The 20,715-nt window shown below is 45.1% G+C and carries 21 protein-coding genes and 1 pseudogene; 6 read left to right on the top strand and 16 right to left on the bottom strand.

Annotated elements, in window-relative coordinates; translation table 11 throughout:
- Window positions 1-9: 9 nt before the first annotated feature.
- On the top strand, window positions 10-2,127 hold the full coding sequence (locus tag FS806_RS19815) for an AraC family transcriptional regulator (RefSeq protein ID WP_144940088.1): 2,118 nt from the start codon (window positions 10-12) through the stop codon (window positions 2,125-2,127).
- A 177-nt stretch (window positions 2,128-2,304) separates the two neighbouring features.
- Window positions 2,305-3,426, top strand: coding sequence for a glycoside hydrolase family 88 protein (locus FS806_RS19810; protein WP_144940086.1), 1,122 nt, complete (start codon window positions 2,305-2,307; stop codon window positions 3,424-3,426).
- 104 nt (window positions 3,427-3,530) lie between these two features.
- On the opposite strand, the gene FS806_RS19805 is transcribed toward FS806_RS19810, so the two are convergent.
- The 7 genes from FS806_RS19805 to FS806_RS27120 all read right to left on the bottom strand — a co-directional run bounded on the left by FS806_RS19805 (window position 3,531) and on the right by FS806_RS27120 (window position 8,344).
- Window positions 3,531-4,871: a tetratricopeptide repeat protein gene (locus FS806_RS19805; RefSeq protein WP_144940084.1), complete on the bottom strand. Its 1,341-nt coding sequence runs from the start codon at window positions 4,869-4,871 to the stop codon at window positions 3,531-3,533.
- Window positions 4,872-4,942: 71 nt separating this feature from the next.
- A complete protein-coding gene (locus FS806_RS19800; RefSeq protein ID WP_144940082.1) occupies window positions 4,943-5,377 on the bottom strand; it encodes a UPF0158 family protein in 435 nt (144 codons plus the stop codon).
- 188 nt (window positions 5,378-5,565) lie between these two features.
- Window positions 5,566-6,198, bottom strand: a complete 633-nt coding sequence (locus FS806_RS19795) for a hypothetical protein (RefSeq protein WP_222126725.1) — start codon at window positions 6,196-6,198, stop codon at window positions 5,566-5,568.
- A gap of 322 nt (window positions 6,199-6,520) precedes the next feature.
- Entirely contained in the window at window positions 6,521-6,904 is a 384-nt protein-coding gene (locus FS806_RS19790) for a retropepsin-like aspartic protease (RefSeq protein ID WP_144940078.1), read from the bottom strand.
- Window positions 6,901-7,158 carry a hypothetical protein gene (locus tag FS806_RS19785; RefSeq protein WP_144940076.1) on the bottom strand — a complete coding sequence of 86 codons (258 nt, stop codon included), beginning with the start codon at window positions 7,156-7,158 and terminating at the stop codon, window positions 6,901-6,903. Before FS806_RS19785 ends, FS806_RS19790 begins: the two co-directional genes overlap by 4 nt.
- A 98-nt stretch (window positions 7,159-7,256) precedes the next feature.
- Complete coding sequence (locus FS806_RS19780) at window positions 7,257-8,183, bottom strand: nucleotide-binding protein (RefSeq protein ID WP_144940074.1); 927 nt, start codon at window positions 8,181-8,183, stop codon at window positions 7,257-7,259.
- Window positions 8,180-8,344, bottom strand: coding sequence for a DUF4236 domain-containing protein (locus FS806_RS27120; RefSeq protein WP_144940072.1), 165 nt, complete (start codon window positions 8,342-8,344; stop codon window positions 8,180-8,182). The genes FS806_RS19780 and FS806_RS27120 overlap by 4 nt, the downstream gene beginning before the upstream one ends.
- 260 nt (window positions 8,345-8,604) lie before the next feature.
- Here FS806_RS27120 and FS806_RS19770 point away from each other — a divergent pair, with 260 nt between their 5' ends.
- The 3 genes and pseudogenes from FS806_RS19770 to FS806_RS26325 all read left to right on the top strand — a co-directional run bounded on the left by FS806_RS19770 (window position 8,605) and on the right by FS806_RS26325 (window position 9,913).
- A complete protein-coding gene (locus FS806_RS19770) occupies window positions 8,605-9,099 on the top strand; it encodes a MerR family transcriptional regulator (RefSeq protein WP_144940070.1) in 495 nt (164 codons plus the stop codon).
- Window positions 9,053-9,412: pseudogene (locus FS806_RS26330) on the top strand (SRPBCC family protein); the annotation flags it as partial. The gene FS806_RS19770 and the pseudogene FS806_RS26330, both read left to right, overlap by 47 nt.
- 30 nt (window positions 9,413-9,442) lie before the next feature.
- The gene (locus FS806_RS26325; protein WP_144940066.1) at window positions 9,443-9,913 is read left to right on the top strand and encodes an SRPBCC family protein; all 471 of its coding nucleotides are present in this window, start codon (window positions 9,443-9,445) and stop codon (window positions 9,911-9,913) included.
- A 349-nt stretch (window positions 9,914-10,262) separates the two neighbouring features.
- Here the strand turns inward: FS806_RS26325 and FS806_RS19755 are convergent, their stop codons facing one another.
- Window positions 10,263-10,655: a type II toxin-antitoxin system death-on-curing family toxin gene (locus tag FS806_RS19755; RefSeq protein WP_144940065.1), complete on the bottom strand. Its 393-nt coding sequence runs from the start codon at window positions 10,653-10,655 to the stop codon at window positions 10,263-10,265.
- 1 nt (window position 10,656) lies between these two features.
- The gene (locus FS806_RS19750; RefSeq protein ID WP_144940063.1) at window positions 10,657-10,950 is read right to left on the bottom strand and encodes an AbrB/MazE/SpoVT family DNA-binding domain-containing protein; all 294 of its coding nucleotides are present in this window, start codon (window positions 10,948-10,950) and stop codon (window positions 10,657-10,659) included.
- Between the two features lie 273 nt (window positions 10,951-11,223).
- Between FS806_RS19750 and FS806_RS19745 the strand changes: the two genes are divergently transcribed.
- Window positions 11,224-12,036: an alpha/beta fold hydrolase gene (locus tag FS806_RS19745; protein ID WP_222126724.1), complete on the top strand. Its 813-nt coding sequence runs from the start codon at window positions 11,224-11,226 to the stop codon at window positions 12,034-12,036.
- Between the two features lie 20 nt (window positions 12,037-12,056).
- On the opposite strand, the gene FS806_RS19740 is transcribed toward FS806_RS19745, so the two are convergent.
- The 7 genes from FS806_RS19740 to FS806_RS26320 form a co-directional block, all read right to left on the bottom strand.
- Window positions 12,057-12,812, bottom strand: coding sequence for an RQC domain-containing protein (locus FS806_RS19740; RefSeq protein WP_144940061.1), 756 nt, complete (start codon window positions 12,810-12,812; stop codon window positions 12,057-12,059).
- Window positions 12,813-12,850: 38 nt separating this feature from the next.
- A complete protein-coding gene (locus FS806_RS19735; protein ID WP_222126723.1) occupies window positions 12,851-13,375 on the bottom strand; it encodes a hypothetical protein in 525 nt (174 codons plus the stop codon).
- Between the two features lie 303 nt (window positions 13,376-13,678).
- A complete protein-coding gene (locus FS806_RS19730) occupies window positions 13,679-14,437 on the bottom strand; it encodes an ABC transporter ATP-binding protein (RefSeq protein ID WP_144940057.1) in 759 nt (252 codons plus the stop codon).
- A gap of 4 nt (window positions 14,438-14,441) precedes the next feature.
- Complete coding sequence (locus FS806_RS19725) at window positions 14,442-16,760, bottom strand: ABC transporter permease (protein ID WP_144940055.1); 2,319 nt, start codon at window positions 16,758-16,760, stop codon at window positions 14,442-14,444.
- Window positions 16,761-16,873: 113 nt separating this feature from the next.
- Window positions 16,874-17,521, bottom strand: a complete 648-nt coding sequence (locus FS806_RS19720; RefSeq protein ID WP_144940053.1) for a TetR/AcrR family transcriptional regulator — start codon at window positions 17,519-17,521, stop codon at window positions 16,874-16,876.
- A gap of 401 nt (window positions 17,522-17,922) precedes the next feature.
- A complete protein-coding gene (locus FS806_RS19715; protein ID WP_144940051.1) occupies window positions 17,923-18,975 on the bottom strand; it encodes an SAM-dependent methyltransferase in 1,053 nt (350 codons plus the stop codon).
- A gap of 740 nt (window positions 18,976-19,715) precedes the next feature.
- Complete coding sequence (locus FS806_RS26320; RefSeq protein ID WP_222126722.1) at window positions 19,716-20,036, bottom strand: hypothetical protein; 321 nt, start codon at window positions 20,034-20,036, stop codon at window positions 19,716-19,718.
- Window positions 20,037-20,715: the final 679 nt, after the last annotated feature.

Raw genomic sequence — 20,715 nt, 5'->3', positions numbered from 1 at the left:
CAATTATATATGGATCAAGCCAGCAATTACGCGGACTTCAAGCTGCGCATTGCCATGGATTTCGTATATAAGGTTTCCACGCTGCAAAGTTTAATCGATTATCGCTATAGCGATGAAACGAGTTATTTGTACATTGCGAACCTGTACAATGATCTGATAGATCAGCTTCAAGGCTTTGGCCAGTTGGGGTTCACCCTGGGGATTACGAAGTGGACCGATAACCTGGTGATCACATCTGCCGGAACTTATAGCATTAAAGATTATTTAAACGAACTCGGGGTCCGCTCAGAGGTCTTGAACCGTTTCGAACAAATGCAGGGCGAATCGCTCGTGGCCAATACTTACGTTGTTCCGCAAGCGCTTTCCGAGAGGCCCGGCAAAATCGTGATGATTCATCAGACGATTAATTCGAAGCTTGATCCCCTCTACTTCTTTATCGTGGTAGACAGCGCTTCTTTACTGCCCGGGACATCGGAATCTACGAACGGCAATTTCTATCTGTATACCGATCAGATCGTCAGCTCCTATATTCATAACAAGGAACTGAACCCGGAGATTCCGGCCGAAAGCGGGTGGGGCAACGATAAGGAAGATATGAACCCTATAAAGGCAGGATCGACCGTTAACTATATTTATCATTCGAAGGTGATCCCAAATCTAAACTATATTTACACCAACGAATCGACTTCATTCAGCTCGATTTTCTTCGCCATATGGAAGACAGCGCTGTTCCCTGGCGTTGTTCTGCTGCTGCTGGGCATTATCCTCGCTTATGTGGCAACAAGGTCAAGCTATAGGCCGATTCGGCAGCTGCTACAGTTTCTGGATGAGCGGAAGGAATCGAACGGAACCGCGTCGGTGAATGAACATGATCAACAAATTCACGAGCTTGCTTACATTCAATCCAGCATTGAGCAGGTCTATTCCATCAATCATGCATTGCAGCATAAGCTGGATCATTCTTTAATCCATTTGCGGGAGGATTTCTTTCGCAGGGTGATCTACGGAATCGCAAGCGAGGACTTTATTCGAGAGAACTTGTCCGCCCTGCAATTAGAGCAGTTTCAGGACGACTTGAAGCTCATGCTGCTGGAATGCGAAGGCATCGAAGCCTTGCATCAGACGATGCCCGCTTCCAATCTTCTCTTGATTTTCAATACGTTGATCAAGGAGACTCTGGACGGGTACGAGGATTTCTTTGTTCTGCCGCTGGACAAAAATAAATATGGTGTAATCTTCCACAGCATTTCATCCGAGTCCCTGCAGCGATTGGCCGAAACGGTGATTACCCGCATCGAACAGGATCTGTCGCTCGATATAACTGCATGCCTGTCCGATTCCTACCGGCTCCATGAGCTGACTTCCGCTCTGCAGGAGCTGCTTCGGTTGAGTAATTACCAGCATGCGAACGCCAATAAAGTGTTAACATCACAGGGCGTGAAAGATCTCGAAGCCAGCGTCGGCTATTATCCGATCGAGATGGAAGCGTCCCTGATTAATTACGTCCAATCGAACGAATTGGGCAAAGCCTACGATTTGCTGAGCCATCTGCTGAACAAAAATGTGAATCATTCCGCGATGGGGCCTGCAAGCCTGTCCAATCTGAAGCATTCGTTCCTGACCACCTTCAAGCGATGCTTGAATTCGAACGGTAAAACGTTGAATCAATTTACAAGGGAATATCCCGACCTGTTGAACGAGTTTATGGAGGTGCCGGTTTCGAAGTTTTCGGAAAAGACGTTCGCCTTGTTCGAATTGATTTTTAATTATTGCAACAAGGACAAGTTCAGCCTGGAGAGCTCCACCGCTTCGCAAATCTTCATGTACATCCATAAGCACTTCGATAAAGATTTGTCGTTGACGGATATTGCGAACCACTTTAATTTGTCCGAAAGCTACGTCAGCAAGCTGCTGAAAAACTCGCTGGACATTAACTTCAAGCAATATGTCAATACGTTGAAGGTGAAGAGAGCGAAGGAGCTGCTTCACCAGGGCAATTATAAGGTTCATGAAGTTGCGGCGATTGTCGGATGCAATAATACCAACACCTTCATTCGAATCTTCAAGCAATATATCGGTGTCTCTCCGGGAGAATACGTGAAAAATCTGAATCAACTGTCAAGCTGATTCGGATCACGATTTTTTGCAGTCCGTATTCAATTTCTGTTCTTCGCCCAAAACCCGCGCTGCAGTGCCGTTTTTGGCGACTACAGCCAATAGTAAGGATGTACCTCGACCTTCTTAAGGATTACAATGAAAGCGCAATCTCGGCATCATTTCCAATAAGAAAGGAGCAATCATCCAATGGACCATAGACCGGATTGGCTGAACCACGCATATACGGAATCCTTGAACAAGATCCGGACCGTAAGCCGGAAAATCGGAGCGAGCTTCCCGCATGTATGCTTGAATGGAAGCTACAATTGTGAGGAAGCCTCCTTCTGGACTTCCGGATTTTGGGGAGGCTTGCTGTGGCTGGCCTATCGCGAAACGAAAGAGGAGTCTTTGAGAGAGCTTGCGGAAACGATCGAACAGAAGCTGAACGTTCCGCTGCATGATTTTTATGATATTCATCATGATGTCGGATTTATGTACCTGCCGACGGCTGTCGTTAACTATCAGTGGACGGGAAATGAAGAATCCCGGAGAACGGGCCTGATCGCAGCCAGCCATTTGGCAGGCCGCTTCAACCTTAAGGGGCAGTTTATCCGGGCATGGACGGATCGTGTGGACCCGAACAGCACGGGCTGGGCCATTATCGACTGCCTTATGAATCTGCCGCTGCTGTTCTGGGCATCGAAGGAGACGAGCGATCCCCGCTTCAGGCATATTGCCGTGGCGCATGCGGATACGGTGCTCAAGCATTTTGTAAGGGAGGACTGGACTGTCCCTCACATAGTAAGCTTTGACCCGGAGACGGGTGAGAAAATCGAGAACCTGGGAGGACAGGGACTCGGCCCGGATTCCGCGTGGTCGAGAGGCCAAGCCTGGGCCATCTACGGCTTCGCCATTGCGGCGCGCGAAACAGGCAAACCGGAATACCGGTTAGCAGCCCAAAATATCGCAAATTACTTCTTGTCCCATCTTCCTGAAGATCAAGTCCCTTATTGGGATTTCAGATCGGAAGACAAGGATAAGTTCGCCCGGGATTCCACAGCGTCCGCCTGTACGGCAAGCGGCCTGCTCGAACTGAGTGCCCTGATGGAAGAGGAGTCCGAGAAGTCCTTCTACTACGAAAGGGCACTGGCTATACTCAAAGGGCTGTATGACAACTACGCCGACTTCAGCGGCCGGCAGGATGCCATTCTGACCAAAGGAACCGTATCGTATCCCGTCAACAAACATGTTAACGTGCCGATTATTTATGGGGATTACTATTTTGTAGAGGCACTCGGCAAGCTGCACGGTCACCCCGGGTTGTTCTAACCTGCAACAGCCCCCCGGCCATAGATGGTCAGGGGGGCTTGAATCGCAATTTTTGCCGACGAGCTAATTTCTCCGTTCCATATTTGTAATCCTATTATTACGCTTCATTCCCCTATCCACTGCTCTAAATCAAAATGTTTCAGCTTGGCTGCGCAACAAAACTTGAACTTCTGACCGCTGCCGCATGGACATGAAGCATAGACATTGGATGGGGTGAGTTTTTGCATTAGTGCTTTTCTAAGGTCGGATAAGTCTTCCATGTAATTAATTTCGACGATGCATGGAAGCCCGTATCGGTCACAGAGCCGCAGAATTTTCCCAGCCCTCTCTTCGGACCTTACATAGGCGACGATGGAGTTGTCGCCCTTACCTAACGGAGTTGCCAAACGGTCCGAAGCCGGCTTCATCCCCCCCTGCTTCGCTCGCCGAAGATAGGTATCCAGAGTTCTCTCACTGGGTGGAATTTCTTCCTTTCTGGGCCCCAAATACATTTCCGCTATTGGGTAGAAGGATTCCGGATCGTCCGGGAATACCTCCAGGTCCTGTAATTCCAATATCTGGTGCTCAGCCCCTGCTGCCGCCTCTTTAAAAGAATCCAGTGCCTCAATTTCTTCCTTGATCGGTATAAATGGAATGTTGTGGCCTGATTTCATATGAATATCAAATGAGTGCCACAGTCCGATCGCTAACATTTTCCTTAGATCAAGAATGGGGAGCTTGGTATAGTTCCGAGCGTATATCAGCATCATCCTGTAATGATAAGCCGCTGCTTCGGGCTCGTCCACCTCAATTAATAATTGGCCGAGTGAGTAATGAGATTCTACTTGAGTCGGGTCTACTTCAATAGATTTCTCGTAAGCTGCAGTAGCCAGCTCCGGTCTCCCCCCTTTCGAGTACAAGTTGCCCAACCGATTCCACAAATATCCGTCCTGACTGTTTTCACCAAGTTTTTTCAGAAAGTTATCTTCCGCGTCGGTTGCCCATCTAGGAGTAGTACCGTCATATAGTTGAATTTGGCCTATCATGAAGCTAGAGGAATCTTCCTCCTCGCCTGCAGTCGCCTTTAACAACCAACTTAATAGAAGAAACGGATCCTTGGTCTCCCAAAGGCCTGCTCCGTTACATTGTTTGCATCGAAAATATCCCGTAGTTTGTATATGATCGAACATGCTTTCATGTTGATCTTGACTATTTGACTGCCCATGTCCCACATTGAAAGCAATTAATCCGAGATCGTATTGTCCTTTTCTCCCACAATGACCACAAATTAACATCATTTTGTTAGCCTCAAACGGGGGGCTTATTTTCTTTTTATGCTTGGCAATAAGCTTCGCAAGTTTGCCGGGCAACCATTTGACCGTCGGAATATGCGGAATACCTGAAAGGGGTTCTCCTGTCAAGGTAGCGATCAGCAAAGGATTAATGGCCGCATGGGTATTTGCCATATAGATTTCCCGCCCTTCGTATGATGATTAGGTCGATCACTCGATTGGTAATTTTCCGAATATCCGCTATCCTAGTGATTGGCCTTGTGCTTTTCGTTCAGTTCATTATAGTCGATATCGAACCTTTCCATCCAGGATCTAATCATTTCTTCCGCATACTTGTATTCGAATTTCTTCCATTCGTCCCATAGATCCAATTCGTAAAGCGCATCCTTAAACCTGCGAAAAGGTCGATGGCCATTAAGAGCGTCGAACAGCCTGTCCTCGGGATCGGATTCGGTACGCTGGGCAAATTTCGTCATCACATAAAATGCCTCATTCGAATCGATCTTTGGAATGTCGATATAACGTTCTTCATTCTCCTCGTCATCCCAGTCGATGCCAGGCTCCCCTGTATAAGCTTCGTCTATATCCAAAATAACTTGTCCGGTATACAGATCCAGGTAATAAGGATGCTCGAAGTTGTTATCCAGGTAGGCATCAACAAGCTCATCCATTAACTTCATATCAGTCAAACCCTCTTTCGATTTCAAACATATACTTATAGTTTAGCAGAATGATATCTGGTTAAACATTTGTTTTTCTGTGGTCAATGAAACATTTATGATAACATTGAACTCCGCACAGCTTCCGAAATTCATGCAAGCACATGGAAAAAGACGCCCAAGAGAGCGTCTCAACATGGTTAATGTATTTATTTACCCGGATTTTTGAGGGCATCCGGATACTCTATCGTTTTGAAAACTTCTTTAGTACTCTCGTCTTGAAGCTTAATAGCTACTTTACTCTCGTCTGACGCGCCTTCGAATATTTGATAGTACATAGCCGCTATAGCAATGCCTATGGATGCGAATCCGTCGAAGCTCTTTTCATAAGCAGCCCTGTCTACGACAAAGGTGACCTCCGAAAAGGAGTCATTAGGGATCACATCTTTGATCGATTTAAAATCTTGTCCGCTTTTCAACTCCTCAATGCTTTGGGTAAGACTATCTCTCATTTCACCCAAGATCTTGGAATGAGTGTCCTTCGACATGGTATAAGTGAGTGATCCGTCATCATTCTTTTTTACCTCGTCAACACCTTGTTCTTTAGCTTTGGCAATGGTGTTTTCGATATTTTGTTCACCTTGGAACATGGATGCGGGCAATGTAATCTCTACAGTAGTGGATTTGTTCTCCACCTTCTCTTTCCCCGTTTCCCCCTTATTGGCGCCATCCTCGACAACAGGAGCATTCTCCCCGCTCTTCTGTTTCGGCTCCGAGCAGCCTGTAAACATCAAAGCAGCAACCGACAGAACAACAAACAGTTTTCCTCTCACAACTTCCACCCTTTTTTATTTCCCAGATCGGCTCCGGTATTCTCTCTCTAAATGACAGTCCATCCTATTTTATTACAAAATCTAGCAAATTGCGACTAGATTTTTGGGAGTAGGGAGTGGTTGACCTGAGTGAGTCCTTGGGACAGAAGCACCCCTTCCAGCAAATAAGAGAACCACCTTTACTGCTCTTATCATTTTTTCTTGAAGCTAAATGGAATTGATTTCGTGCAATTGCAACAGATCTCTTGCTATGAATAGAGGCGATCTGTGAATTACAAATCCACAATTCGCCTCCGCATGTAGTTTATTTTGTTTTGGAGAGTGGCTCAACTCAATCTCTTTCAGCCACTGTCAATTCTCTGCAATCAATCACTAAACCGGCAGAATGGATAAAATCAAAGCCAAGGATGCCGTCAATCTCCATGCCGTAGTTCATTTCTCCGATCTCTACTTCAAAGCCTTCCAGAGTAACTTCCCCAATCCTTACAAAATCAAATAATTTGGAATAAACGACTTCTACTCCACCTACGCCCCTGATTCTGTTTAAAAAGTCACCCGGCTCAATCTTAACCCCAATGTTACCTACTACATCTGCGTTGAAAATCGTTCCTGCCGACCCTGTATCCAACAATACATTCCTTAAACGAAGATCTTCACCACGGTAACAAATGGTAACTTCGATAAAAGGTAGTCCGTACCTCACATGAATGTTCATCTAGGCCCGCGAACCCCCGCCCATTTCTCCCGAAGCTTTAGCTTTTTGCGAGATGTGTGAAAAAAACCGTACTCCCGGTAAGGCTGTGCCCGATGCAACTCATAGTAGCGTTTCATGGCGACACTTGAATCTTCAAATCGGTCAATGACAGCCACCTCATCGATAAGCCAGTATCCGTCCTCCGAACGGGACTTTATCGCCTCGCACACCACCCACTCGTCAGGAAATTGCTCACGAACCTCTTCCCATCGCATCTTGGCCACCTCCGGAGACTTGATTTGTATATACTCTCAGTATAGCATAATGCCTAGCCGAAGATAGATGCGGATAGATAGTATAAATGATGATTTGATTAATGGGTCGCGACCGAAGAGTGTGCTGAACTTAATCTATCTTTTGTATAAGAAAAGTCATACTCATTCAAATACTGCTTTAATCCGTTACCTACACCAGGCCGCGAAACGTGAACTAACTCATTTAATCCAGTATTGCTGCTAAAATGAAGTTGTGAATAAAGGACTATAGGGAGCTGCCTGTTGTTTTTAAACCTTCTATCCGGCCCTCCATTTTTATTTACATACCCCCAGGTATGATCCACAACCGTTGTATCTCCGGGTACCGCGCCTTCTTCAATAAATCGGGTTTCCGTGCATTCCACTCTAATACGACCGTAACTAACAGCACCAACTTGTCTTCTCTGTACAATTAAGATTTTGTCGGGAAAAAAATAGAGTTTCTGCTTCCCAACCGGGATACAAGGCACTTTAACGTTCGTTCTTATGTACTTGGGTATGGAGTAATTAATGGAAATACTACTTCTCGCAATGAGTGTAGAAGCTCCTGCATGATATTTCCTATCCGTAACATCCCCAGATGCCGATATATGCCACTTTCTATCTGCACTCATAATGTCATTGAACGAATCATAAAATGCTTGTATTTTTGATTCTGTTGCTTCATCAATATCATATATTATTGTAGTGGTTTTCCTGTATCTATCTAGCAAGATAGAGGCAACAATCGACAACAGACCTAAAAACATATATGATGACGAGCTAAGCAGGGCCGCTATAGCTACTCCTAATGTCCACAGAGGAAACTTTTTATATTTCCGATTAATCTCACTTAGTATTTCCTGAGAACTGGAGTCAAAGATCTCTAGCGCATCCCTGCTTTCAATTTCATGCATGATAACATCGGAAGGCTGGTTGATAGTTCCGTTGCCGTATGAGGCAGGATTATCCCGTGTCCCCTCCCGACTTTTCCCTTTTCCGATCATGGTTTTGTAAGAAAGCCCATTTGTACCGATACGAATGTAGTTACCACGTGGCCTGTCCCAATACGAAATCCTCTAATGCCCACCGAAGCCCCTATTCCCGACTTGGCAAAAGTCAATCTAACTCCACCAAACGACACTGATTTTCTTGAATAAAAGCTCATCTTAACCCTCCTCGTCACAAGCCTGCTTAAGGTATTTCTATCGAGAGTTAAAATTTCTAGTTAAGTAGCAACCCTTATTCCTTATTCGCTATATACTTCCACACCATCCGGTAGTTTCCTTCTCTCAAAATGACAGTCTATCCTATTTTATTACAAAATCTAGCAAATCGCGACTGTATTTTAACACTTGCACGTGACGTAACGTCATGTTTTATAGTATAGTTACCGGTAAACAGATGTGCAGCCAAAAAGAGGTGATTATGAAGCCGCTTTGGAAGGTGGGAGAGCTTGCTAAGCTCACGGGGCTCACGATACGAACATTGAGGTTTTACGATCAGATCGGCCTGTTTTCTCCGTCGGCACATTCCGATTCGGGGCACAGGCTGTATAACGAAGCCGACCTGTCGAGATTGCAGCAAATTTTATCGTTAAAGGAGCTCGGCTTATCGCTGGAGGAGATTAAATCCATAGTAACCGGCGGACACTTCAGTCCGCTGGAAATCGTGTCGCTGCAAATCGCCCGTCTGAAAGAAACTATCCGGATACAGCAAAAGCTTCTGGCCGAACTGGAATATGTTTCGAATCAGATGCATTTAAAACAACCTGTGACCGTCGAAGATTTTACAACGTTATTGGAAATGATGAAGAAGAGCCGTGGAAAAATGATCCTCGAGCGTCGGATGACTTGGGAGCACCACCTGGACCTACTGGGCGGACTCCAGCCTGAAAGGGCAGTGGTTTTCGAAAGCGGATGAGTTTGACTTCCGAGTCGGCGGTGGAGAAAGCAGTCAAGGAGGGCCTCCCGGCGGACCGATATTTACCTTCGATGCCCGGTACCACGACATTGTGCCGGACGAGCGCATCGTTTACACCTATACTTTGGATATGGATGATACGCGGATTTCCGTTTCCGCAACGACCGTAGAGTTCAAGCCGGAGGGCGGAGGCACTAAGCTGATTTTCACCGAGCAAGGCGTCTTCCTGGACGGCCACGATACGCCGGATCTGCGCGAGCACGGTACCAAGGAGATGCTGGATAAGCTTGGTGTGCAGTTGGAGATCGGCTAGCCTACCTTAACATGCGAAGGAGGATCGGACATGACGGAAAACCGTGCGGCAAACAACGAAAGCAGTGCAGCGGAAGAATACGAATTGGTAACAACGCGGGTGATCAATGCATCCCCTGCTCTCGTTTACGAAGCCTGGACAAAGCCCGAGCATTTGGCACAGTGGTGGGGTCCGGACGGATTTACGAACACTTTTCACGTATTTGATTTACGGCCGGGAGGAATATGGGAGTTTGTGATGCACGGACCGAACGGAGTCAATTATCCCAACAAAAGCGAATTCGTCGAAATTGGGCCCGAACGAATCGTGCTGCGGCATCTTTGTGCCCCCTATTATCAGCTCACGGCAACCTTCGAGGATATTGGCGGCAAAACCAGACTGACTTGGCGCCAGCTTTTCGAAAACGCTGCCGTATTTAACGCCATTAAGAAAATCGCACTTCCAGCCAACGAGCAAAATCTTGACCGGCTCGAAGCGCAATTGCAGAAGATGTCCGTCTGAGAACCACCCTGGCACCTTTTCCACGAGATCGCGCCGGCCGAAAGGCCGGTTTTTTCATGTACAAATAAAGTACCGTGACGTCCCCCGCCAAAAGATACAGTTTTTTTGACTAAAGGGCATCACCAAAAATATATAAGCAGGTTCAAGTTATGCGTGATATTACCTTTTGCCAAATTGTCTTAATAACTCAACTTTCGCAGGGTAAAATCGGCTTTTTAGGTTGATGTGATGAACAAAAGATAAGCTCGGTTAGTAAACTTAACTCGTTAAAAACGGAGGTGCACCAAATGAACGCCCCAATGCCACAGGCTTTCTACCGATGGTCACTTGGGCATTACTCCTTTAAAAATCACCTGTCAACGGAATGCTCTTCCAGAATGTGAGTGATAGCCTCTAATGTATGCACTCCTTTGGCAATATCGACTATAAACTCTACTGCATATTTCCGTTCCATTCGCAGATGATATCCGTTCAACAGCAGGAATGATTTTGTGACCAGATAGGCTGTCCGCTTATTGCCATTATGAAAGCAATGATTTTTGACCAGGGATTCCAACAATGCAGCAGCCTTATCAAATAAGGATGGGTAAGCATCTTCTCCAAAAACACTTTGTTGGGGGCTATGTACCGCAGAGTCCAGCTGACCGTGGTCCTTTACTCCCGCTTGCTCCGCGTCATTCATCCTCTTCATCATGAAATAATGTGCTGTAATTATCTCTTCTTTCGTCAAAAACTTCGTCATATCATCTATCCCTAAGGTCTTCAAGAATACCTTCGTCTTCTTCAAATACATCAAAGAAAGCTTCTAAAACTTCAGGACGGACATTCTCAGGCAATTTACTTTGCCTTAATTTTTTTAGCACAACTTCACCATGATCATTCTCGATAAATTCGATTTCATCTCCTTGGGAAACCTCTAACCTTTCAGCAAGTCTTTTAGGCAAACTAACGCCCAAGCTGTTTCCCATTCTCCCTACCTTCCGGATATAACGAGTCATTTTCCGCTTATCGTTTGGCATTTTGACCACACCATTCATTTTATATTCTCCGCTTCTATAGTATGATCAGCGTTTAAACAGTTATACCTTATAACAGTAATAACTTTTATAACATACTTACATTTTATCAAATCTTTCTGAGGACATAAAGCAAACATTCGCAGTTTAAATAGGGGATTTAGCGGGCTCCTTTGCATTGTAAAATGCCGCCTTTTTTGATTAAAGTAGCATTAATTGACCGTAACTATCGTTCTATGGAATCATATAGTTATTCATTATAGAAGAAAGCCTAGGTGGGGGAGGATTAATTTTATGGCTAGGGACTATTTAAACTTAAACGATGGGCAGCTTTATTATACCGTTTCGGGAAAGGGCGATTCTGTTGTTCTGATACACGGAAATTTCAACGATTCTCAAATCTGGAACGAGCAGGCTGCTGCTTTGTCCACATATTATAAAATCATTCGTTATGATTTACGGGGATACGGTCTTTCCAGCACGCCAAAATCTTCATTCTCCAATGTCGATGACTTGAAAGCACTTATTGATTCCTTAAAGCTGCATAAAGTTACTCTAATCGGCTCTTCCTTGGGTGGAGGCGTTGCTATAGACTTTACTCTCACGTACCCCGACCTAGTTCAAGCCCTTATTCTGGTCTCACCCTCCATAAACGGTCATCCTTATCCCAGGAATATGATGTGGCAAGGAATTAAAAATTATATCCTTGTTCGTCTGAAAGGACGCGAGAAGGCTATCGAATCCTTCATCACTAATGATTACTGGCAATATTTCTTTCCTTCTGAGAAAAAAGAAGAGGCTCTACGAAGAGTCCTCACCAATGTCAGGAACACTAACAACTTCTGTCGATTCTCCCCAAATCTCTCAGTTCCTGCTAAACCTTACGCCATCAGCCGATTACATGAGATTAACATCCCGACCCTTATCATCATTGCCGATCAAGACCATCCATTTAACATAAAGACGGCTGAAACCTTACACCAGAACATAAAGCAATCGTCTAAAATTATGATGGAGGACTGCGGACACCTCCCATTTATCGAGGAGCCCCATGAATTCAATCATTCGGTCCTTGAATTTCTGTTAAATAGAAGCACTGACAGATAAAATGTAATCATTTCGGCGTTTTAAAGACGATCTTCCACGCAGCTTGGACACTCGTCTGGAAACCGTAAACCTTCACTCGTGTAATATTCAGGATTCGTCTCATCAAATACAAATGGCCCGCCGCATGACTGACACGCCAATATTATCGGGTCGCGTGAGCGAATAATTAGTGATTGGGCCCGTTCCTTCAATAACTGGTTCCATTCCACATCATCCATATCATCGCTCTGTTTCAGTGCTTGGATCACATTACGAATTTCAGCCTGAACTTTTTTAAAATCGATGCGTTCCCACAAAGTTAAAAACGGAATATACTTCTTATTTCTGGAGCATAAAATTTTGTACAAAAACAAGAACATCATGCCCCGATTTCGTTCTTTCAAGTACTCCATGTTGAGTGGAGCTACGCTATTCTCCAGCCAGTAATCCCACTCCTGCAGGAACTCCTCAGCCCTTCTTTCCCTTTCGATCGCCCATCCACGCGAAGTAAATACAATTGTAGAATACTTGCCATAGACCTCCGTTGCCAGAAAGCCTGTCCGAATCATATGATCCACTTTATCCATGATCTGTTCTAATGTAAGGTCCTTATAGTAACCATACGAAGGATTTCGATCTAATCCAAGTTCCAGCAGCTTTCGTTCCTTTGAACCTTTCAAAATTTTTGAGAGAAGCGTCCTTCCGCCTTCGCCAATGATGTCATCGGCCGCTCGCAGAATAGCCCGCAGTTCAGGATCCGGCAATGGTTTCATTTGATTTTTCATTTGTTTTTTCATTGGTTTTCAGGTTCTTCCTTTCCTTCCCGTTTAATTTGTCAAAACTTCGTTACTGATTTGTCTGCCTCGGCGTGATACCGCAAAAACTCTTCAAGGTCAAAAGGCACCTCCTCGCCTTCCGGCCTTGCGATAAACCAGATCTCATCCGTTTGGGGGTGCGGTGACTTCCATGTTCGGGGAGGGAGAGTAGCATCAAGGCTGTCCTGATCGGCAAACCTCTCCATTTCTTCCCATGTAATACCATACGGAAATCCCCATCCCGTATACCCGGCAATATATGCAAATGTCTCGTCAGACCAAGGAACTTCGCTAACTTGCTGCTCTTGTTGGCGTCGCAGCCTCTTTTCCTTGCGGGCTTGTTTTGCTCTTGTAGAAGCCTTCTCACTTTCTTTAGCCTTCCGAACGGCATCATCGGTTAGCGGCACTCCCAGTATACGGAGCTCTGTAATGGCCGTTCCTGCGTCAACGCCAAAATATTTGCGATAAGCACGGATGTGGCGAGTCCCGTTATAAGACTTGAGCCAACTTGCTGCAGCTGACTGCAGCCGGCTGTTTCTGTTCATTCTTTTGACTCGCGGTGTACTTGCGCTTTTCTTTCTCTTCTTCCCCAACGACACCCCTCCCACAACATTGCGATCAATACCATTCCAGCCTTTATTAAATCCACTTTTCTCATAATAACTCTTCCAGAATCCATCTTAGAGTCCAACAAAATTATTTTTTTCGCTGGAAAACAGCGTTTTAAAACATACTATTATTATAATTTACTTGATTAATTAAGGTAAATACATCTCTTCTGGAGCAGATCCGAACGTAAAAAGCGACCTGGCACGGTCGCTTTTCTGTTTGTATTGGTGGAGGCGAGATTAGATTCCGATTTCCCTCATTTTCATCGTGACTTTCTCGACCCGGCCATCCATGCCCGTCCCATCAAACTTCGGAAGCTGCAATTCGCTGACGATGGCTCCGTCACGCATGAACATAATACGTTCCGTCCTGGCCGCAACCTTGGCGTCGTGGGTTACAAGCATTACCGCCGTACCCTCCGCATTGATTTCGGTAAAGAGGTCCATAATCCCCTGCGCGGAGCTGGAGTTGAGCGCACCCGTAGGCTCGTCGCCGAATATAATTTTCGGGCTGTTCATAAGCGCACGGCATATGCCCGCACGCTGAAGCTGGCCTCCGGATACCTGTGTAATGTCGCGATTTTCCAGCTCCGCAATACCTACCCTTCTCATAAGCGCTCTAGCTTTTTTCGTAATTGCTGCAGCGTTTTTTCTGCTGCCCCGCATGGATGGGAGAATGATGTTGTCGAGGATATTCAGAGTTTTCAGCATCGTCGGCTGTTGGAAAACAAATCCCATTTCGGTTCGGCGCAAATCCGCAAGCTCATTCTCCCCCATCTCCGATAAATCCCTGCCGTCAACAACGACTTTCCCGCCATCAACCCCGTCCGTCCCGCTCAGCGCAAACATCAGCGTCGATTTTCCCGAACCCGAGGGTCCCATCACCGCCACGAACTCGCCCTCGTTTATATAGGCGGACACCCCGTCGAGAACATTGCGCTTCTCATCACCCTCGCCGAAAGTTTTGACGATACGATCTCCGATAATGATCTTCTTCATAGGCCTACTCCTTTATATTTTCGGAAATTTTAATTTGTCCCGCACCGAACGTGCCGATGATTGTTGCGATCAGTACCGAGCCTATCATCATCACCGGACTAAACAGATAGGAAGCAAGCGGATTGATCGTAAAATGAAACGTCGATGCTCCAAAGGAGGAGATCACCGCGCCCGCAAGCTTCTCTCCGAGAGTGTTGGCCAGAAGGGTCCCGAGGAAAATTCCGACAACCAGAACGAATACCGATCGCGAAATGTACTGCGCCTGAATATCCGAGCTGGTCAAACCGAACGCTTTCATGACGGCAATGGAATATCTGTCTTTGGCGACAAGCATTTTCATAAACAACAGGGTTACCAACACCGCTATAACCAAAGCAACAACCATGGCTGAATTGGAGGCCTTTGCGACAGAGCTTATTGTAGAGCCGAAGGTCTGCGCAATATATTCATCAATGTCCGAAACCTTCGCATAACCAAATCGACCCGCATATTCCGAAACCTTACTCGCGATTAGAGACGGATCTGAAAGCTCCGCACTGATCACGTACCACATAATGTCCGCCGAAGGAGCGGTGAGAACAGCCTTGGCCGTCTTCCCTCCGTTGGTAATGTCGGAATAAATTCCGCTTACCGTGAGATCTTTTTCCTTCCCCTCCATCAGCAGTGTAATCCCATCGCCGACCTTTATGTTCAGCTCATCAGCGTTCAAGGTGGACAGAGCAATTTCATCTTCATTGGCAGGCGCCCTGCCCTCGGAATATTCTACAGGGAAAATGGAATGGTCGCCGAGCTCAATTTTCAACCTTTCCTCCGAGCCATCCGCCGTCTTGACTTTGAATGTTTTGGTTGTCAGCACAGCATACTTCGAAATGGCGCTGTCGCTTTTCATAGTCTCGATGATTTCAGCCGCTTTTTCCGAAATATGGTCGGTCTGCTGAAGGTCAATACGCATATCGCTGCTGCCGATCCCCATATATTTGATAAAGCTTTTGGAGGAAATCGTGTTGTGCAAGTTCTGCGGAACTATAATGAGAAATGTTGAAATCACAAGCACCGCAAGCACGGTGGCGTAAAGCTTCTTCCGGGCGAGAACATCCTTGACCCCGAGAAAAATATTAAGGGGAAGCAGCCGGTTTCCACTCAGGCTAAAACGCTTTGTGCCCGCGGCTTTTTCCTGTGAAGTGCCAAACCGGATAGCTTCGGCGGCCGATATTTTCCGAAAGCGTCTCAGCACTCCATTTACATAGGCAATGATGGCAAGGAATACAAGCAAAATGCCGATGATTCCGAAAAACATGGCAAAAGATGAATTTTCGCTCTCCCCCATATAAAGCCGGATATTTTCAAGAAGCGTGCCCTGGAACACAAAAGAAAGGGCAAAACCTAGCATGCAGCCTATCGCCGCCATCGCCGCGTACTTCGCCACATAAATCTTCTTAATTTCGGAGATGCGCATCCCTATAGCCTTCATAACGCCAATTTCGCGGTAATCGTCTTCGATTTTCGCCAGGAGCGTAAAGCGTATGCACATCAAGGCAATGGCAACGACAAGCACGCTGACCAAAAGAATGACCCCTATCATCATCCCGTCGGAAATGGCATTGATCATTTTGAACAGCGGATAGGTCACCGTGGGGCCGTTCGCGTCAAGTCCTGCGGCAGCATAAGCCGTTTCGAAGTCTTTGAGCTTCGACAAATCCTTTAATCTGAATTCGATCAGATACTCTATATTTCCGGCATTTTTTAGCTCCTCGAAGTCATTGGTGCTGATCAGAAACCTTTTGGAAGAGGCGAGCGCGGAATTCATCTGCGAATCCCGAAGAAAACCGGCAACCGTAAATTCCTTCCCGCTTATTACGGCCTTGTCGCCGACCTTGGTGATGTTGTCCTTAAAGTAGCTAATAGGAACATAAAGCTCCCCGTCGGATACGTCGATAACATTACCGTCAAGATCAAGGAGATAATCGAACTTCTCGCTCTGGATGCTGAATCCGTTGTCCTGAACGCTATTCGCAAGCGTACGGTCGCCAAATCGAATTTGCGAACCGTCTATATTAAGAAATTCAAGCACCTGAAATTCATCCACATCGGGATGTTGCTCCGCGAAAGCATGAAGCCGATCAGTATCGATTTCCCCCGAGTGCATCTGCAGAAAATGCGGCGTTTTCGCCGTTATCATGAGTTCATTTAGCGCTCCTGAAAGATTTACGAACAGGATGGCCGCAAGCGAAACTAGCATAGCTGCAGCAGCAACAAATATTGTAGTGGTCAAGGTGATCAGCTTGCTCTTGGATAGATCATTACGGATTATTCTGTAATACATAAGTCACCTCTGGATTCAAGCTTTTTAGCCTAAACGACGTAAGCCCGTTGCCTATGGCAGAAACAAACTGACCCGACCACAATAGAAGAAACTTTCGGAACGATTCGCCGGAGTTACTCATTCGCTGCTCCATCGCCTGCACCAAACATCTTCATAACGCCCATCAAGCTTCCGCTTTCGGCACCGAGCAGCCTTTCTACATTGCAAATAAAGGCCAGCATGCGTGACAAACGCTCCTCGTCCGTCAGGGTAACTAGATCATCGTCAAAGACTGTATTCGCATAGATCACAACCATTTCCATGCACTCATACGGGTACGGCGTGTTGAACATTCCCTGCTCAATGCCCTCGCGGATGATGCCCGTCAGGATCGGCGGAACGCCATGAATGATGACCTTCTGAATTTTCTGATGCATAAGCGCGTTCTGCGGCTTGTGAATATGCTCCATAATTTCCCGGCTGCTTCCGCCGTTAAGGTTCATTGCCCTAACCACACGAATAATACGCTCGAGGATGGGAATGCTCTGGTCTTCGGCAATTTCCCGAGCCGCACCCAATAGACGAACACTATACCGCTCAATCAGCGCGTCCATAATATCTTCCTTCGACTTGAAGTGATAATACAGCGTTCCCCGCGCAATGCCGACCTTCTCAAGAATATCGTTGGTACTCGTGCCGTCAAAGCCCTTCTGACCAAATAGCTCATCCGCCGCATCAAGGATTTCGTTCCTGCGCTCATCAGCTTCTTTTACCACTCTCATATTTAGACCCCCAGTTTGTAGACCGACTGCCTGTCGGTTAAATGGTAACATATTATTTGGTGGTGTCAAGGGGGGGATCACGTTAAAAATAAGGGATATAAAAAAGCCCCCGATTGGGCCGATATATGGTCCCATGGAAGAGATTCTGGGGCACTTGAAAAGTGAGAAGTATTATTTACATACATATGCTACCTTTGAGGAGTTGAAGAGAGACATTGGTGACTACACCTACTTTACAATAACGTGGGATATAAGCAAATTAAACGGCCTAAGATGAATTTAGGACCAAGGCCGCGTAACCGATTTTATTTCTAATGTCTACTTGACGGGGTACAGTTCTCATACGCGGATGCCTTATGTGTCTGATTAACAATATGATATTTCAGTTTCCGCATACGTTCCTACTTTTTTCTCAAATAGACGGTCACTTCAAGTCTATTATGAAATAAATGCCTTACCCCTGAAACGATATACCAACGTTTTAACAGCTCAATATAGCTTATAATTTTTTTTAATGTATCACCTTTCTTTAATTTTAATGTTACAATTGCAATTCCTTTATCAGATAAATGATTCGATGCCTCTCCCATTATTTTGATTGTGTCTTGACAGTCCATTTTCATATCATTTACGATGATATCAAAAACTAAGTTTGTACTCTTGAAAAAGCTCTGGGATGTTTCCTTTATATGAATTACACGAGAATTAGATGCCATGCGTTCATCCAAAGCAGCTGGATCTACAGCATAAACAAGATAACCATGTTTTACAAGTACTCTTGTCCACCCACCAGGAGCCGCCCCCAGATCTAAAGCAGATCTTGTTACCATCGGTAAATCTATATTAAAATACTCGATTGCTTCTAGTAACTTGAATTCCGCTCTTGAAATTTGATTCTCTTCTCTAGCAAATCGTCGCTTTCCACCTGCCCAATTGCTTATATTTGACGTAGCTAATGAGATTCCTATATAGACTTCATTTTTGAAACTAAGGATTGATACGATTTGTTGAGGATTTTTTACATCCAATATAAGAGTAGGGTTAACATTAATAAGTCTTTGTGCAACAAGATTATTAACCTCAAATTTTTTCATATCAGATATGCTTGGCTGAAGAATACGTGTTTGTATAGCAAATGATAGATTATCGAGTAATAAATAATTTACTTGAACAACGTGCTCCGCAATTTGCAAGACGGAACTTTTGTCATGTAGAGTAATATATACTTGGACAGGAAAGATATGTTGAATAAATATCGGTTTTTCAATTCGAAAATGTTCTGCGATTAAATTGAACCCTATTTCACAACTAACTAATGCAACTTCCGAATCCAACCATTTTATTATTTTTATCCCTTTATCGACATTTTGAAGTTCACCTAGCCCTTCCGCAATATAATCCTTATCAAATGTAGCAATTATTTTGTTGATTATTTTTTTCTCAGTTAGTGGCATTTCAAAAGCACTCCTTGTTTATCATATTTACTTATTAGCCTAGGCTTGACAGAAATTTAAATCGCAAGTTAGACAAAATCAACCTATTGCAAATATCTCCCTGCAACCTCTAGCCATCGGGAAGGCTGATCTTGGCCCACCTACGGCACGATGTGTTTCACCATGTTTGGTAAAGTACCAATTCGCCTCGTACACATAATGCGAGCGGTGTGCGCCGACGCGTTATGTAATGATAGCGAGGTGTTTATGCCGTTCAAGGTTCATTGCGGTTTCCAGATCACGTTCTACAACCCTTATGAATGCCAATAATGTCGAGAACAAGGTCAGAAATATGAAACACAATCAGTTCGTTCCGCTACCCGCGATCTCATCAATGCAGGGAGCACCTCGATTCTCCTTGACGCATGTGTATGCCTCGTACGATTTTCCTTCTTTCATAGAATCGTCCCATTTCAGGTTGAATCAAAGAATGGCGGACAACAGGACTCATTTGCTCCACTGCCATTATAGCAGATTCATCACTACTACCTACTACGAGTCCTTCCGCATCTGAGCCCTTCATCTCTACTTTCACCCTTGACGTTTTGGCGCTTAGAATTTCCGATTACTATTAGAGCCCAAGTGCCTGTGTCACGATACTGAAACCTCAACACTGACGATCATCTAACCAGTAGTCAGGTTTCCGCTAGACTTTATCGCAATGAACCACTCAAAATCTCCGGTTTCGACCGCACTCCATCTTAACGACGTTTCATCAGTTCTTCACTTTCGTTCAGCTTCATGACATGTACCTGACCGATTTTTACCACCGTTTTCCAATCGTGCTCAGTACCACAAATTTTAATTTTAGCACTCAATGGCGGTTTAAAATTACCTGAATGTCGATTCTGAAGGCCTTTCCCATCTCTTGCAAAGCACGAAAAGCCGCATGTTTCTCTTCTTTCATTGCTGCTTTTCTTTAGGACTTGCTGAGCGTTAATTTGAAAAGATCTGATTTCGTTAAGGGAGCGGTGAAGGCCTTCGGCATTGTAAAAATGACATAGCGAGCTACCGCTTGACATAGTGAGTTTTCGAAATCATTTGTGTACTCGTGCTTATGGCAGCAAAGAATCTCGCCGTGCGGGTGTTATCCGTTGCCTAGCCTTTATGGATGTCTCCTTCTCCAGGAGCTCAAGGAAACCCTTTTGGTTGGAGCGCACCACGCAGAGTGCGAGCGCCAACTTAAAATGAGTTTAGATACACGGTTTTCTGTGTCTCATGTCCCTATCAAAAAGCGTATGCTCTTACGATTAAACCCAAAGCCCTGATCATGAAGGGTTTCGTTATACGTTGGTAGCCAGAGACCGAATGCTTCATCCAAATCTCATCAATTCGGGTATGAGTTAGACATTTTCTTCACTTTCTCGCCGCTCCTGTGCCGGGCGGTTGGAGGCCAGCACCATCTGTAAGTTGGCTAGCCAGCGATTCGGCTTGCAATTGAAGTCGAGTCTACTATGGTAATAACATGATAAATTCATATATCTGATCTTAACAATATTCTATATATTAAAATTTGAGATTTTCCTTTTCTGTTTATACATTTGCAATTCTATATATGCATTTCTGACGTCTCTGCTATCACCTATATCAAACTTTCTTTCTGACACCAAATTGGAGTATCTTATATACATGACCTATGCAGTTCAAGTAAGTAATTGGTAATCAGTCATAACGTCAATTGTTAGAAAATATTTCGCTAAA

The organism is Paenibacillus sp. 32O-W (assembly GCF_007679495.1).
Taxonomy (GTDB): domain Bacteria; phylum Bacillota; class Bacilli; order Paenibacillales; family NBRC-103111; genus Paenibacillus_L; species Paenibacillus_L residui.
Note: the sequence above shows the minus strand (reverse complement) of the source record. Positions and strands in the feature narration are given on the sequence as shown.

Bases quoted from the DNA above. Each gene is read 5' to 3' on its own strand.
- FS806_RS19715 (WP_144940051.1), bottom strand. From the start codon at position 18,975: ATGCCACTAACTGAGAAAAAAATAATCAACAAAATAATTGCTACATTT.
- FS806_RS19725 (WP_144940055.1), bottom strand. From the start codon at position 16,760: ATGTATTACAGAATAATCCGTAATGATCTATCCAAGAGCAAGCTGATC.
- FS806_RS19780 (WP_144940074.1), bottom strand. From the start codon at position 8,183: ATGATCGGAAAAGGGAAAAGTCGGGAGGGGACACGGGATAATCCTGCC.
- FS806_RS19790 (WP_144940078.1), bottom strand. From the start codon at position 6,904: ATGAACATTCATGTGAGGTACGGACTACCTTTTATCGAAGTTACCATT.
- FS806_RS26320 (WP_222126722.1), bottom strand. From the start codon at position 20,036: ATGTCAAGCGGTAGCTCGCTATGTCATTTTTACAATGCCGAAGGCCTT.
- FS806_RS26325 (WP_144940066.1), top strand. From the start codon at position 9,443: ATGACGGAAAACCGTGCGGCAAACAACGAAAGCAGTGCAGCGGAAGAA.
- FS806_RS19805 (WP_144940084.1), bottom strand. From the start codon at position 4,871: ATGGCAAATACCCATGCGGCCATTAATCCTTTGCTGATCGCTACCTTG.
- FS806_RS19730 (WP_144940057.1), bottom strand. From the start codon at position 14,437: ATGAAGAAGATCATTATCGGAGATCGTATCGTCAAAACTTTCGGCGAG.
- FS806_RS19740 (WP_144940061.1), bottom strand. From the start codon at position 12,812: ATGAAAAAACAAATGAAAAATCAAATGAAACCATTGCCGGATCCTGAA.
- FS806_RS19750 (WP_144940063.1), bottom strand. From the start codon at position 10,950: ATGAATGGTGTGGTCAAAATGCCAAACGATAAGCGGAAAATGACTCGT.
- FS806_RS19785 (WP_144940076.1), bottom strand. From the start codon at position 7,158: ATGCGATGGGAAGAGGTTCGTGAGCAATTTCCTGACGAGTGGGTGGTG.
- FS806_RS19815 (WP_144940088.1), top strand. From the start codon at position 10: ATGGATCAAGCCAGCAATTACGCGGACTTCAAGCTGCGCATTGCCATG.
- FS806_RS19810 (WP_144940086.1), top strand. From the start codon at position 2,305: ATGGACCATAGACCGGATTGGCTGAACCACGCATATACGGAATCCTTG.
- FS806_RS19735 (WP_222126723.1), bottom strand. From the start codon at position 13,375: ATGAACAGAAACAGCCGGCTGCAGTCAGCTGCAGCAAGTTGGCTCAAG.
- FS806_RS19770 (WP_144940070.1), top strand. From the start codon at position 8,605: ATGAAGCCGCTTTGGAAGGTGGGAGAGCTTGCTAAGCTCACGGGGCTC.
- FS806_RS19755 (WP_144940065.1), bottom strand. From the start codon at position 10,655: ATGACGAAGTTTTTGACGAAAGAAGAGATAATTACAGCACATTATTTC.
- FS806_RS19745 (WP_222126724.1), top strand. From the start codon at position 11,224: ATGGCTAGGGACTATTTAAACTTAAACGATGGGCAGCTTTATTATACC.
- FS806_RS19720 (WP_144940053.1), bottom strand. From the start codon at position 17,521: ATGAGAGTGGTAAAAGAAGCTGATGAGCGCAGGAACGAAATCCTTGAT.
- FS806_RS19800 (WP_144940082.1), bottom strand. From the start codon at position 5,377: ATGAAGTTAATGGATGAGCTTGTTGATGCCTACCTGGATAACAACTTC.
- FS806_RS27120 (WP_144940072.1), bottom strand. From the start codon at position 8,344: ATGAGCTTTTATTCAAGAAAATCAGTGTCGTTTGGTGGAGTTAGATTG.